Origin of the sequence: Serratia sp. (in: enterobacteria) (genome assembly GCF_046715635.1) — a bacterium.
Lineage (GTDB): Bacteria > Pseudomonadota > Gammaproteobacteria > Enterobacterales > Enterobacteriaceae > Chania.
In genome coordinates, this window is the sequence record NZ_JBKJYW010000078.1 from 1 (window position 1) to 13,830 (window position 13,830).

15 protein-coding genes and 1 pseudogene are annotated in these 13,830 nt (G+C 50.5%); 3 read left to right on the plus strand and 13 right to left on the minus strand.

Annotated features, from left to right (window positions below; all coding sequences use genetic code 11):
• The coding region (locus ACLQ7H_RS03690; RefSeq protein WP_411751501.1) for a hypothetical protein at positions 1-184 on the plus strand (184 nt) is incomplete at its 5' end.
• Between the two features lie 250 nt (positions 185-434).
• Here ACLQ7H_RS03690 and dcuC read toward each other — a convergent pair.
• The 10 genes from dcuC to ACLQ7H_RS03740 form a co-directional block, all read right to left on the minus strand.
• Entirely contained in the window at positions 435-1,805 is a 1,371-nt protein-coding gene (gene dcuC / locus ACLQ7H_RS03695; RefSeq protein WP_411751513.1) for a C4-dicarboxylate transporter DcuC, read from the minus strand.
• Between the two features lie 9 nt (positions 1,806-1,814).
• Positions 1,815-2,642: an alpha/beta fold hydrolase gene (locus tag ACLQ7H_RS03700; protein WP_411751502.1), complete on the minus strand. Its 828-nt coding sequence runs from the start codon at positions 2,640-2,642 to the stop codon at positions 1,815-1,817.
• 133 nt (positions 2,643-2,775) lie between these two features.
• Positions 2,776-3,633 (minus strand): MurR/RpiR family transcriptional regulator, encoded by an 858-nt coding sequence (locus ACLQ7H_RS03705; protein ID WP_411751503.1) that lies wholly within the window; start codon positions 3,631-3,633, stop codon positions 2,776-2,778.
• Between the two features lie 160 nt (positions 3,634-3,793).
• The gene (locus tag ACLQ7H_RS03710; RefSeq protein WP_411751504.1) at positions 3,794-4,699 is read right to left on the minus strand and encodes a hypothetical protein; all 906 of its coding nucleotides are present in this window, start codon (positions 4,697-4,699) and stop codon (positions 3,794-3,796) included.
• Positions 4,700-4,721: 22 nt separating this feature from the next.
• A complete protein-coding gene (locus ACLQ7H_RS03715) occupies positions 4,722-5,768 on the minus strand; it encodes a porin (protein ID WP_411751505.1) in 1,047 nt (348 codons plus the stop codon).
• Positions 5,769-6,229: 461 nt separating this feature from the next.
• Complete coding sequence (locus ACLQ7H_RS03720; protein ID WP_021180021.1) at positions 6,230-6,436, minus strand: hypothetical protein; 207 nt, start codon at positions 6,434-6,436, stop codon at positions 6,230-6,232.
• A gap of 72 nt (positions 6,437-6,508) precedes the next feature.
• Positions 6,509-7,252 (minus strand): nicotinamide riboside transporter PnuC, encoded by a 744-nt coding sequence (gene pnuC, locus ACLQ7H_RS03725; protein WP_411751506.1) that lies wholly within the window; start codon positions 7,250-7,252, stop codon positions 6,509-6,511.
• Entirely contained in the window at positions 7,252-8,004 is a 753-nt protein-coding gene (locus ACLQ7H_RS03730; RefSeq protein ID WP_411751507.1) for a nucleoside phosphorylase, read from the minus strand. The genes pnuC and ACLQ7H_RS03730 overlap by 1 nt, the downstream gene beginning before the upstream one ends.
• Positions 8,005-8,048: 44 nt before the next feature.
• Positions 8,049-8,750 (minus strand): Crp/Fnr family transcriptional regulator, encoded by a 702-nt coding sequence (locus ACLQ7H_RS03735; protein WP_411751508.1) that lies wholly within the window; start codon positions 8,748-8,750, stop codon positions 8,049-8,051.
• 217 nt (positions 8,751-8,967) lie between these two features.
• Positions 8,968-9,636: a DUF3313 domain-containing protein gene (locus ACLQ7H_RS03740; RefSeq protein WP_411751509.1), complete on the minus strand. Its 669-nt coding sequence runs from the start codon at positions 9,634-9,636 to the stop codon at positions 8,968-8,970.
• A gap of 1,105 nt (positions 9,637-10,741) precedes the next feature.
• Between ACLQ7H_RS03740 and ACLQ7H_RS03745 the strand changes: the two genes are divergently transcribed.
• Positions 10,742-12,181 (plus strand): diguanylate cyclase, encoded by a 1,440-nt coding sequence (locus ACLQ7H_RS03745; RefSeq protein ID WP_411751510.1) that lies wholly within the window; start codon positions 10,742-10,744, stop codon positions 12,179-12,181.
• Positions 12,182-12,185: 4 nt separating this feature from the next.
• On the opposite strand, the gene ACLQ7H_RS03750 is transcribed toward ACLQ7H_RS03745, so the two are convergent.
• Together ACLQ7H_RS03750 and ACLQ7H_RS03755 are read right to left on the minus strand one after the other, a co-directional pair.
• On the minus strand, positions 12,186-12,347 hold the full coding sequence (locus ACLQ7H_RS03750) for a YnfU family zinc-binding protein (protein ID WP_411751511.1): 162 nt from the start codon (positions 12,345-12,347) through the stop codon (positions 12,186-12,188).
• Between the two features lie 72 nt (positions 12,348-12,419).
• The gene (locus tag ACLQ7H_RS03755; protein ID WP_411751512.1) at positions 12,420-12,902 is read right to left on the minus strand and encodes a cold-shock protein; all 483 of its coding nucleotides are present in this window, start codon (positions 12,900-12,902) and stop codon (positions 12,420-12,422) included.
• A gap of 334 nt (positions 12,903-13,236) precedes the next feature.
• Here ACLQ7H_RS03755 and cspE point away from each other — a divergent pair, with 334 nt between their 5' ends.
• The gene (gene cspE / locus ACLQ7H_RS03760) at positions 13,237-13,446 is read left to right on the plus strand and encodes a transcription antiterminator/RNA stability regulator CspE (RefSeq protein ID WP_002210315.1); all 210 of its coding nucleotides are present in this window, start codon (positions 13,237-13,239) and stop codon (positions 13,444-13,446) included.
• Positions 13,447-13,696: 250 nt separating this feature from the next.
• On the opposite strand, the pseudogene ACLQ7H_RS03765 reads toward cspE, so the two are convergent.
• A pseudogene (locus ACLQ7H_RS03765) lies at positions 13,697-13,830 on the minus strand (fluoride efflux transporter CrcB); the annotation flags it as partial.

A 13,830-nucleotide genomic window follows, 5' to 3' on the forward strand; every position in this document is an offset into this window, starting at 1 on the left:
AAAAACAATCAGAAAGTACCATACTAAAAACCATGGAAGAGGAGAATATAAAGAGAGATCAACAGACGGGAAAAAGGTTCAAAAAATCCCCGGCAAAAGTGCCGGGGATTTGTGTATAAGAGACAGCTCCGAAGGAGAGGGAGCTGATTTGCTGCCGCGGTCAAACACAGAAGTTAATCAGTAGCACATTCAGTCCCCTCGCCCTTTGGGAGAGGGTTAGGGTGAGGGGAAATCTCGATAGCCGAATAACAGCCGATAAGACGGCGTCCCTGCCCAGATTAAGGGCGATTTTCAGGCAGTGTACAGTGGGAAAAGCAGGCGATATAGAGGCGGTGAAACATTTCAGAAAAGACCAGGTATTTGGTTAAATAATAGACCGTTGGCGAGGGTTGAATGATAGGGCAGAGATTTCCCTGCCCTGAGTTTAAAAGGCGTTAATTCAAGATCCCGTTGAGTACCAGCATGGTGATCATCCCACCCGCAGCGGGGATCAGCGTACGGCGGACAATCATAAACGGCGAGCATTCACCGGCCTTGCTGACGGCAATGATCACCCCGGCCACCGGGGAAATCGATCTTCCCATACCGGCCATCAGTTGCATTGGCAGGATCATGCTGACGGCACTTTCGCCAAACTTGGCGGCAATACCTGGAGCCAGCCCGGAGAAGGAGAAGAACGCAGCCACGCCGGAGCCAGTCAGCGCCGCAGTTACGCAGACCAGCAGGGCCATCACTATTGTCATATTGCCAAAACCAAAGCCCGCGGCCTGAACGGTGTGGATAATGAAATCAACGGCTCCGATGATCTGCAAACCCTGGGCGAAAACGTCGGCACACACCAGCAAGGAAACGATGCTGGTAAACATGGTTCCCATGCCTTTGAAGAACACCTGGATGCCCTTGCAGGCGGTTTTGAAATCTCTGCGTACCAGCAACTCGCAGAAAAATGCCAACAGGGTGCCGATAATCATCGCCGTCACCACGTCAATCTTGATGCTGCTGATCACCAGCGGGCTGAAGACGATCACCAGTATCACCGGGAACACCGGCAGGAAAGCGTAGAATGCCGGTACCTTGGCCGTGTCTTCGCTGGTGGGTTGTTCCACTTGCTGTTGGGTGACGATATGCCCGTCTTTGGCGTCAAAGTAGCGTGCGGTGAAGAAGATCAGTACCGCTACCGCCAGCATCACGCCAGTGGCAACTGGCAGTTGGTAGTGGGCAAAGTAGATTGCGGTTTCCATTCCGGCATGTTTGGCTGCCAGGTTGGCGGTGCCTACTGCCGGGCCGAGATCCATAAACGCCGACATGCCGATCATCGAGGCGGCAGCGGCTTTACTGACACCAAGCCGCACCAATACCGGGAAGAAGGTGACCAACAGCAGCATCGCCAGACCGGCCGCGCTGGAAATCGCCACGTGCAGCAACTGGGATAATATGTAGCCGATCGCCAGGATCAGGTAAGGAGCCTTGATCATCTGCAAGGGTTTGATGCACAGATTTACCATCGAGTTCGACGCTTTGATGTGATCCATATAATCGGCAAAACCGCCCGCCGCCATAATGATCAAACCGATGCCCGCCACCTGGGTGGTCAAAGACTCTTTCACGAACGCGAAAATATCCCCGCCAACCCAGCCGATGGATTTGGCCTTGCCGTACAATATCGATTGCTCAGGAAACAACACCGCCGTGATCAGCAGCAGGCTCAGCCCCGCCAGCAGTAACACGGTTTGCGGCTGGTAGTTTTTGATAATAAACCAGGCCGCCAATACGGTAACGATCATCCCGATGATAAATCCAGTCATCATGTCCCCTTATGAGTGTTTGGCAAAAAACTCATGCAATAGCGTGTTGTAATAATCTGGAGCGTGGAAATAAGGCGCATGGCCCATACCAGGCATCTCGATATGTTGGGTGTAGGGCACCAGCGCCAGCAGATCGGCTTTGAGTTGTGGTTGCACCACGGCGTCTTTTTCACCGGTAAGGATCAGCGTCGGCATCTTGAGCTGGGGCAGTAGCGGGCGGTTGTCGGCTAGCTGCAACATGCGAGTGGCACGCCTCAGGCCTTCCAGGTTGGTGCCTGCCGCAATTTCTGCCGCATAGTCCAGCACCGCTGCGGGCACATCCGGGAAGGGCAGCAGATCTCGAGCGCGGTTTCTGCCGTAGGCTTCGCGGCCGATTTCGGCGAGCTCTTGTAGCCGCTTTTCCAGTTTTTCCGAGCTTGGGGCCGACTCTGGCGCGCCATAGCCGGGATGAGTGCAGGACAACACCAGATTTTTTACCCGCTCTGGATAGCGGGCGGCGTAGCGGCTGGCAACGGTGCCGCCCATTGAATGCCCGACGAGGGAGACTTTCTCTGCCCCGCAATGTTGCACCCACTCATGCAGCATCAGCACAAAAGCGTCGATCTCGGCCGGAACCAGCGCGGAGTCGGCATAACCCGGTGCATCCCAGGCCATGACGCGGTAGCGGGGAGAAAAGGCGGCAAACTGGAATGGCCAGGCTTTTGAGCTGCCCAGAATACCGTGTAAAAAGATCAGGGTTTCGCCCTCACCGCAGGCGCGGAAAGATAAATTCCCCTGTGAGGTACGTAGAATTTGCTGCTCAGGGCAAACAGGGATTGCGCTGTTTTCACTGCTCATGATATAGCCTCTTTTCATTAAATAAACGCCAGAGATGGATTGCTACATGGCATTCTGGTGAATCAATGCTTAGCCCTAAAGCAACAGGGCTATAAAGATGGTTGGTGAATATTCATACTGCCTGGTGTTGGTGTTATTTATTGAAAACGTTAAATGCCTCGAATAACGACTCCATGACGTTGAAGTTCTCGTTTAATTCGTTGCTTTTCACTTCGCCCATATAATTAACCAGCGCCTCGATTAATACGAAGCCAGCGCTGCGGCTGCTGAACAGCCCGCTATGCTGGCTCTCCATCAGCAACATCGCCGTGGCAAAGTGGCTGAACGGATTGACGGCATTATCGGTGATGACGATGGTATCGCCACGATTTTGATAAAACCATTTTATCAACCTTGTCGTCACGCTGGAAAAACGATAATAAGAAATCGCTAGTAGCACATCGCCTTTTCTCGAGTCGATTAACTTATGCGGTAAATTGGCAATGTTGGCATCCAGCAGCACGATGTCTTTTTTGATATAGCGGCCAAGCAGGTAAAAATACTCGGCCAAGGCATGTGCCGTTGCGCTGCCAATCACATACAGCCTTTTTTCCGGATCGCAGATCAGCGCGATGGTTTTTTCCAAATGCTGGCGATTGATGTTTTTCAACGTATTGTTGATATTATCGGTGATCTCACTGCAGTGTTTTTCAATGAATTCGATGCCGTTCTTTCTGTTTTTGCTGTTGTCGAAGCGTTCTATGGGGGAGATGTTTCTGCGCTGCTCAGGCTCGATGGTGGACTCTTTGAAGTCGCGAAAGCCGGTGAAGCCGAGCTTCATCATAAATCGCCCCAAGGTTGACTTGGCGATGTTGATTTCATTGCAAACATCAATCACTTTGCTGTAGGGAATGGACTCAAAGTGTTTGTCAAAATAGTCGATGATTCGCCGATCCGTTTCGGTCAGATTATCAATGCCAGCAATACGTTGAGTGAATTCCGCTCTGTTCATGTCAGTTTTCCCCTCTACGTAATTTCTTCCTTTATTAATAACAAAACCCAAGGGAGAAAAAAGGGGAATCAAAAATTCCCTTGTCAGAAGTGTGTGTCATCTCTCATTCCCTTCTGACCCGCGCTACCGCTTGCTTTAGCAGTAGCGCGTTCTCCTCAAGTTACGGTTGTACCTTGAACTCGCCATGCTGTTCAAACCAGGCAAATTGCTCGGCGCCGTAGGCGGACATCTTCGAGCCGCTATGCCCTACGCCGGGTAAGGTAGTAAAGCGCCAGTTGAAGTCGACCTTATAGCGTTTGGCTTTCTGCTGTGCCGTCAGGAAATAGCTTTGTGCACGGGTGAACCGGCTATCCCCCTGAGCCATGGCTTCATAAGAGCGGCGCAGCAAGGGGTGATACGGATCGTTATCTTTTTCACCGACGGTGATCAGCACGGGTTTGGCAAAATAGTCGGCCAGCTGTTTTTGTGTCACTTTCACTGGTGCATTGTCCAGGCCATAGGGCCAAGGGTTTTCCACATCTGGCATGGTCCACCATCCAGCTGCCGCACAAATGGCGGCTTTGACATTGGCCTCAGGGACAAAGGTCAGCATCCGGTGGACAAACTGGCAGCCAGCGCTGTTACCAAATAAATAATAGTCTTGTTGTTTGGTGATCCCCTGTTTTTGCATATCGGCAAACAGATCGTCAATGACCGTGAAGGCCCATTCCCCTTTAGGGTTGACCTGGTGGGTTTTGGCATTCTCGATATTCCCCAGGTTATAGCCGTCGTTGCCGGGATAATCGGCTTCGGAGAACAGAGGAGCGATGACGATAAGTTTGTTTTTCTTGGCATTCTCTACCCATGAGTCGCGGTACTCATCGGCGTTACGGTTCAGCCCGGTCAGGACAAACACCACAGGGGTGTTGGCATTGGCTCCGGGAGGCTGGTAGCTGAAGACCTCCATCTTCTTACCGGTTTGTGGCACGGTGAAATCGAAACTACCGCTCTCTTTTGGCAGGGTGGCCGCATGGCTGAGGCTGGCACTCAACGCTAACACGGCGAATAAACTGAGTTTGCTGTTCATGATTTTCATCCTTGTTCAGTGATTAAAATTCGTAACGTAACCCAAGTACCCAGAGATTTTCTGCCGAATCGTAGCTTTCCCGATCGTCATAAATATAGGTGGCAGAAAGATGTACATCTTTTTTCAGGCGATATTCCAGTTCAGAGATCCACTGTTTGCGGTGGGCGTAATCATTCTCAGACTCGATCAACTGAGAGTAGCCGCCACGTAACGCGATTTTGCTGGTAAACCAGTATTCGGCCAGCGAGTCAAAGGCATCATAATCTTTGTCTGGCTTGCCGGTTTGCTCGTAGGTTTGTCGGCCGACGTTGATACCAAGATAAGCCTTGTCGTAGTTGAGGCGTATGCCAGCCCCTTTTTGGGTGTAATCGGTGTAGTTGCCGCTTAGGCTGGTATCTTTGGGATTTTTGGTCATTTTCTGCCAGGCAATCACCGGTTTGATTTTTAGTGGCGTACCCATCACCGGGAATTCAAAAGCGTAGCCGAGGCTGGCCATATAACCATCGTCAACGGTGCTGTCGCTTGCACCGTTACCCATCACGTAGGCGGTGCGAACGTCCAGCCCGCCATTCGTATATTCATATTGTAATGTGCCGTCCTGACGGTTCCATTGATAGGAGGAGTCGATACGCGTGCCAACCCAGTTGGAGTAAACGTTAGCCGTGTAGTTCATGTAACGATCGGTGATGCCCATCCACTGGTACATCGGGTTGCGCGTACGGCCAACCATCAATTTCCCCAGATCTTTACCGTCGATCCCGATATAGCCGTAACGAATATCCCAGTTATCTTCGGCGACCTCGGTGTCGTTTTTTTGCGTGTTAACCTGCCATTCCAACTTGCCAAACAGGCCGAATTGCTCATCGAGCTTTTGTTTAGCTTCAAAGCCCAGACGGCCGGTCAGGTTGGTGGCATTGGTGTGTTCATCTGTCCATTCATTGCCGGTTTGTGCCTCGATCCGGCCATAAATATCGAGTTGAGTTCCTTTACTTTTATATACCGTTACCGCCTCGGCAGCGCTGGTGGCGAGCAGGGCAGGAAAGAGTAATGCCAGAGGTATTGTTTTCATTTTTAATGTTCCTGTGTAAGGTAAGTCATTTTTCTTGTTGTTTTTTATAAATTTGAGGCGACCTAAAGCGACTCACTTAAAAACATAATGAGTTGAGCTGGGTGCATTAATCTCTCTAACGACTTGTGCCGAAGGTAATGAATTAAATTTGTTTAATAATAAACTGAAAATAGCGATCCAATGAGCAACCTACGCCGCACATGATTTAATGCTGATAAGGAAATCCAAGTTTGATTTTTTTAGTTATCGCCCCCTTGGTGATTTATTTTTACACTATAGGACGAAGGGATATGTTGTGAATGGGAATCAAAAATTCCCTGGTTAAATATGTGAGTGCTGGCACAAATATAAACTACGGATAAAAACAGCGGGGGAGGTAAGCGGTTTATTCTTGAGGAAAGCCGCCAATAAAAACCCCTGCACAACGCGGATTGTGCAGGGGTTTCGGCAAGGCAAGGACGTTACTTCTTCTCTACGGCAGCCTGGATGGCATCTGCCAGAGAGCTGACGTGCTTTTCTGCCGTTTTCAGCTGGTATTCGACCCCGTTGCCGTCGTTGGTGTCAGACAGCGTTGCCTTTAACAGTTCCAGTGCTGCCTGCACCGCCAGTAATCTGCGTTTTTGCTCTTCAGTTGGAGCGATCCCAGAGCCAAAATAATTCTCTAACATATTCATTTCCTTTCGCTAGACCTACCGAAATGGCAGACAATACAGGTTACATGGGGGGGATGCCCGCCATTTTCAAGGCATTGGCTTGAGTGCTGTCTCTGGTTCCAACGGCTTTGAGCCATTTTGGCGCGCACTGTTGATCCAGGCAAACGAACCCATCAGCGCAATCACCGTCAGTAAAATGTATTCCAACGACATGGCATAAACCCCCTGGATGGCGTAAATCACTACGCTGATCACGTCGATCAGTACCCACAGCAGCCAGTTCTCGACGTATTTGCGTGTCATCAACACCATAGCGGCGATTGACAGCACCAGCATGGTGGAATCCCACAGTGGGAAGGCGTCTGGCTGCAGTTCAGGCATCACCACCGAAAGCCCCATGCCCTGCATAATGCCGATGGCAATGCGCGTCAGCACGGCGAAGACCGGATCGATAAACAGCGACATCAGGCCGATGGCTACTACGCAAACTACCAGCAGCGTGAGAGCCTTTTGCCGTGGTAACCAGCGAATTTTCAGTGCGGCTTCATTATTTTCGTTCTGACGGCTCCAGGCATACCAGCCGTACAGGTTGGCGACGAAGAAAAACACCTGTAACAGCAGGCTGGCGTACAGTTGGATCTGGAAGAAGATAGCGGCAAACAGCGTGACGTTAATCAAACCAAACAGGTAGTTGATAATCTTCTCTTTGCTGGCAAACCAGATGCACAGCAGGCCAAACACCGTCCCTATGGCTTCGATCCATGACAGCGCATAGCCACCTTCGCCCAGAGGAATATTAACCATGACGTTATTGATGCTGAAAAAATCCATTATTGCGTCCTCTCAAGATGATCCTGATATAGCGTTTCGAGCGCGAGCACGATTTCGCGTTCCTCACCACGTTGGCAGGAATGCTCCTGCTGTTGATAGTCGTTGATGCTTTGTTCCAGGCAGCCCTGGTGTTCCACCACTACGTTCAGGATAGAAGCAATGCGCATATTACGCAGTGCGCCAATGACCATCAGCGGGGCGGTTTCCATATCGGCGGCGAGAATGCCTTTGGCCGACCAAAAATCGGTGATCTCCTGCTCGCGGTCGGTGTAGAAACTGTCATGGCTACGGATATAGCCGCAGTGCGTGCTGTATCCCAGCTTGTGTGCCTGCTGGCGCAGCAGATAAACCAGGCCGCAGTCGGCACTGGCCGGGTAGGCTGCAGGAATATAGGCGTTGCCGGTACCTTCATCGCGCACCGCCGCGCTGGCGATCACCAGATCGCCCAGCTTCATCGCAGTTTGCATCGCGCCGCAGCTGCCAATGCGCACCAGGCAGTCTACGCCGATCTGATGTAGCTCTTCGGCGGCGATGGCGGTAGAAGGGCCACCCATGCCGGTAGAAATCACCAGGACTTCTACGCCACGAAACCAACCCCGTAGCGCCCGGTATTCGCGATTTTGGCCAAAATCCTCCACCTGATCCAGAAAGCGGGCAACGTGTTCGACGCGTTGCGGATCGCCCGGTAACAGCGCGTAATGGGCGTGTGTCATCTGCCGGCTAAGCCGGATATGCGGTTGTAGTTGAGTCATGGAACTTACCTGCGTTTTATACTGGTTGGCGCTAAGGCCAGAAATTAAAACCCGGCCTGTTGGTGTAACCGCACTGGGTCGATCACCGTAATGCGTTCACCGTTGACCGTAATAATCTGCTGCTCGCGCAGTTCAAACAGGATGCGGTTGATACTGCGTGGGGCCACGGCAAACTGTTCGCTGAGCTGTTGTTTATTAATGGTAATTTCTCCTTCATTTTTGGCTCCCTGGTGTTGGTAGCTTTGCCACAGCGCGTGACAGACGCGCTGGTGCAATGAATAGAGACTGTCTTCACCCGCTTTTTTCGACAGCTGATAGTACTGGCTGCTGAACGACTGAATGATTTTCTGGTTGAAGTAATTGTCGACCGTCAACCAATGGCAAAAATCGCTGCGTGAAAGCGTCAGTAACGTCACCTCACTGGTCGCTTCTACCGAGCAGATATACGGGCGTTGCTCAAAGATCTCGAGCTCACCCAGCATATCTCCGGCGTGGTAGCGCGCCTGTAAATATTTACGCCCATCGTCGGCGTGAATAAATACGTCCACGTTACCCAGCGCTATCAGGTGAAATTCATGACAAATTTCATGCTGTTGGCATATCAGCGTGCCTGATTTGACTTGTTGCAACTGCCAGCGGCGTAAAATAGCCAAGGGGCAATATTTCAGCAGGTCGTAAAGTATGGCATCACCGGTAACCAACTCGACAACGCTTAACCATTCACTGTTTTTTTTGTCGTTCAGCATAGCGTTAACTATAAAGTTCCTTGGCTAGTAAGGACAGGACGCCGGTCCGACGGCAACATCAAAAAGGGTGTAAAACTGGAAGCTGGCTCTAATAGTAGAATATGGGTCGGGACATTTGTCCCAGCTTGATTATTGGCAGGGTAGTGATGTGATGGCACTCACAAATTAAACGGGGGAAAAGAGGGGGAAAACGATTCCCCCTCTTTTGCAGCACTAATTATTGTGTTGGGAAGTTCACAATATCCGTCACCATATCATCGATGGCTTTCTTCACGTCGGCCAAGGTGATTGGGGCATTCTGATTGCTAACCGTTTTACCTAAGCCTTTACGGACTACGGCCACCACCGTTTTACCGGTATCTTGATCGATCAGTTTGATTTCCATGAATAACGCGGTGTCTTGCGTTCGGTGTCCGCTGGCGGCCATAGTGGTGGCGATCACTGCGCCAATAGGAACAACTTCGTAGAATTGCACACCTTCATTTTCAGCCGTTACCGCAGTAATGGCAACTTTGGCGACCAGTACGCGTGAGCCTGCTGGGGTAGGCAACAGCGTTGTACGCTCCGCAACAGCATTTCTTATCGAGGTGCTGGCGTATTCTCTGATTTTATCCAGAGTTTGCTGACTCACCCGGGCAGTAGGTTTTGCCGGTGGGTAGAAGACCAGCGGGGTAATATAGATGCCACGATAGTTAGACTCTTTAAAACCGGGAGCGACCCAACGCAAAACCTGATGCCCGCTGGCGGTTTCAGTTTTTTGCAGTTTGCTATAGTCTTGCAAGAATCCAGAATATTGCGTAGTTTCTGCAACCTTAGAGGTACATCCCGCCAACAACATACCCGTAGCCAATACGGCCGCGGCAACGCCAAAACGATTTTTTTTCATATACTTCCCATCATGAAGTAGGTTTGGTTGGTACCTAAAAAAATATAGCACTAACCTGCAAAATAAGACATGTGGGGGGGCCTGCAGAAAAACCGTGTTATTACAAATTGGCTATTATTTTATAGGGAACGCTCATTTATAAACCGCGGAGGGAGAGTGGGATCCCGTGGTTGATAATGTTTAGCCAGTAATCTTTCCGGCAAGCGGCGATTGGTGCGCTATTCACCCCACAAGAAACCCTGTTGCCATTAGTTACAATTAATCTGCTGTCAGAGTGAAAAGCACAGGTTTGTCAGTGCCTTCTATCAGGCGTTACATCTGGCGCATCATCCTTACCCAAGCATGACATTTCTATACACTCGCGCTGGTAAGGTTATTCCAGCCCGATGATGTTGTGTTAGTCCTGTAGTGTATTACCATCCCTTTGACTTTATCCCGCCTTGTGCGGGATTTTTTTGTGTCAGACAGGCTCGATGCGTTAGCCCTTCTAGCAACAGTTAGACACCGTTGCCACTGGTCGGCAAAAGAGGGGATCTGTCTAGATGTGATCCACTTTTTCTGCACAATTGAGGGTTATGATAAGCCGGTTATTAGCCCGTTTGGGTTGACACTGCATTTCGTAACATTATGCCCGGTTCCTAGCCGGGCTTTTTTACGCCTAAGGTCTGCTTAAGCTTGCTGCTTTACTATCACTACCCGTGCTGGCCTGTGGCCTGCGCCGTAACTGTCAATTTAGCCGTTGCTTTCCAGCTAGCCTGCAACTCTTTGCGGGCTTTTTTCATTGCGCTTCTGCTGGCGTTGCAGGAAAATAACCCACAAGCAAGAAGAGTCTTAAATTTATACCCTTATAATTTCTCCTGGTTTGCTATTTCGGTGGCGTTAACCACTTAGGCTATGCTGTTAACAGCCGTTTTCGTTAAAGGGATGAGTCCGGCGAACATGGCATTACATTTTTAGCAGCGAATTAAACTAATAAGACGCGATACGGTTTTTGTTTGATTTTATTGACCATTTTAATGGGGCGCGGAGTGGTTCGTTTTTCTTTTTTGGGGAAAGAAAGCATGCTTATAGTCAGTGTTGTTATTATTGCCTCGCAGGTTATTTCATGAGTGCGGAAAGACAGCGTTTGCCGGCGACGGTTCTGCTGGTCAATGTTTTTTTACTGGCTTACCTGCTTTCGTTGTTTGGCATTTTTACCCGCCCGTTAGGGTCGCTCTCCCTATTTTGGCCGGTGAATGCGATTTTGCTGGGCTTGATGTTGCGTAGACCTGGCTATGCGACGATGTTGGGATGGGGTGGGACCTACCTTGGCATGATTGCCGCCGATCTGAGCACTGGCGAAAACTGGCCGCTGGCACTTTGGCTAAATGCCTGCAATATGGCGCTGATTGCCACCGGCTATGCCGTGATGTCGATGCTGCCCAAGTCTCAACGGCGTATGGGTAAGCCCCAGGCGATTTTGTATATGTTTACCGCCTGCCTGCTTGGTGCCGCGTTGTCGGCAACGCTTTCGGTGTTGCGCACTGACAGTCAATACAACAATACGCTGCTCATTGCCTGGATGTCCTGGTTTAGCGAACAGTTCTCTACCAACCTGTTAATCCTGCCAGTTGTGCTGGCCGCGCCACGTTTAAAGCAATTGCTGCGCCTGCAGTTTGGCTGGCAATGGCGTTCCAGCCTACCTTTGCTGGCGTTGTTGCTTTCGCTGGCGCTTAGCGTGTATATCGGTGGACCGGGCGCGATAGCCTTCCCTATCCCCGCACTGCTATGGTGCGCCGTGCGTTATCATTTATTTACCGTCACCTTGCTGACGTTTCTCTCCGGCGTGACGGAGATTGTCAGCATTTCTGCCAATCTGATGTTGTATGAAACGCCGGGAGCGCGAGGGGCGGTCATGGACAGCCTGATGTCCGCCCGTTTGGGCATTGCCATGTTGGTGATGGGGCCGCTGATTTTGTCCAGCTCGATTGCCGTTAGCCGTAAACTGCTGCGCCGGTTGGAGCACAGTGCGAACCACGACTTCCTTACCGGGGCGCTGGCGCGTAGTGCTTTAACGCGCAAAGGCAGAGAATTGCTGGAACAGAAGCAACACTCGAAGGAAGCGGTGTCGCTGCTGTTAATCGATATCGATCACTTTAAACTGATCAATGATACCCACGGCCATGCTATCGGTGACCATGTCCTGGCGGCATTCGCCCATATTTTGCGGCGTGAGCTGCGCCACGATCAGTTATTTGGCCGTCTGGGGGGCGAAGAGTTTGCCATTATGTTGCCGCGGGCGCTGGGGACGCAGGCGGTGGCTCTGGGGGAACATTTGCGCAGGCGGATAGAAAGCGCCGAGTTGAATCCCAACGGCAAGGCGCCATTGCGGATCACGATTAGTGTGGGCGTGGCGAGTCTGGCAATGAATGAGAACAAGTCACTGGAACAGCTGATGAATATGGCGGATATTGCGCTTTATCGCGCCAAGTCCCAAGGCCGTAACTGCGTCGAATCGTTTAACATGGTCAGCGGCAACGGCCTCAACCATGTGATATTCAAATAGCGTCTTAACCCTGCTTTGGCGTGAATTGCGTGCCGCAGTTGGGGCAAATCAGGGTGCTGAGTTTACGCAGTTTTGAACATTGCTGATCCGTGACATAAGCACACTTCGGGCAGGCAATTTGAGTGGTGCGGTTATTGTAACCTTTAACGCTGGTGGATTCAGACATGGTGCGTACCTGTGTCAGGTGAAAACCCACGCTAACACAGGTGCCATCAAATAGCTTTGAATGTTTTCAGGTCTATAGGGTCTTCAACGCCTGCACGGTCTCATCGATATCGATTTCATGCTCAGAGAAGACGTGAGTCGCGTTCTGGAAGGTAGTGATTGACAGCATACGCAGCTTTTCCGTGGCGGTCTGCGGTGCTTCGGCCACCAGCGGACGGATACGGTTCATCAGCAACCCGACGGACAGCACGGTGTTCTCTTTATCGACCTCCGCCTTGACCGGGACTTCTTTGGTGAAGGTATTGAAGGACTTGATGCTGGAGATTTTAATTCTCTCGTTGGCGATAGTGATGTACTTGCTTGCTGCCTGAACCTTCACCGCATAGGCTGATGGCCCTTTGGTATTGTTGGTCGGTTCAAAGGTTACCAGCGCGTTTTTCTTAATCAGCTCTGGGTTTTGCACTTTAATCACGTGAAAATAACGATTTTCCCCGTTTTCGTCGGTGATAAAACCGAAGCCTTTGTCCTCAAAAAAAGTCGTTATCTTGCCGTTCATGGTCATTCTCATCAGATCGTTCGTAACAGCGCTAATGATAGCGCGTAATGCCGCGCAGTGACAGGGGAGCGGTGTTTCATCGGTAGGACGAAACCTTAAAAGCTGTTGCTAGAGGGCACTGACGTGTTTAATCGGCTACTCAACGGTTTTTTGGCGGATTGAGCTGCCTTGGCAATCTTTGGTAATCGTGGACATCAATTTACCTGGCAAATAACCGACTTTTTCACTTTTTATCGATTTTATGTGATCTGTGTTGTGGACAAAATCCCGTCTAATTGCTGTACTGTATTGGACACACATTCTGTGTCTTACATTCACGTTAAAGGTATGTTTGATGTCTAAGATTAAAGGTAGCGTTAAGTGGTTTAATGAATCTAAAGGTTTCGGTTTCATTACTCCAGAAGATGGTAGCAAGGACGTTTTCGTTCACTTCTCTGCCATCGCTAGCAATGGTTTCAAAACTCTTGCTGAAGGCCAGCGTGTAGAATTTGAAATCACGAACGGTGCCAAAGGGCCATCTGCTGCTAACGTTATCGCTATCTAAGCTACAGTAGCCAAAATTGTTAAAACCCGCTCCATGAGCGGGTTTTTTATTGGAATTTTTTCAGGCTGGCAAGCGGTTAGGGGAACAGGTACAGCTTGATGAAGGCCAGGACGATCAGCACGCACGCCAGGGTGACAATCCATTCAGTAGTGGTTTTTGGCAGGTTAAACATTCATTTCCTCACTCAGCCCAAGATACTGAGCGAGGATTATCCGCATGGCAGATTAAGAAAACATTAAGCCCAGCGATTTTATTGGCCGTAGAACGCTCTGACCAGCATAAAGGCCAACAGCGTCATCGCCAGCGAACCCGCCAGGTTGAGCAGCATATTGGCGATGGCCCAGACAACGCGCCCGTCCTGCAACAGATAAACCACTTCGAGCG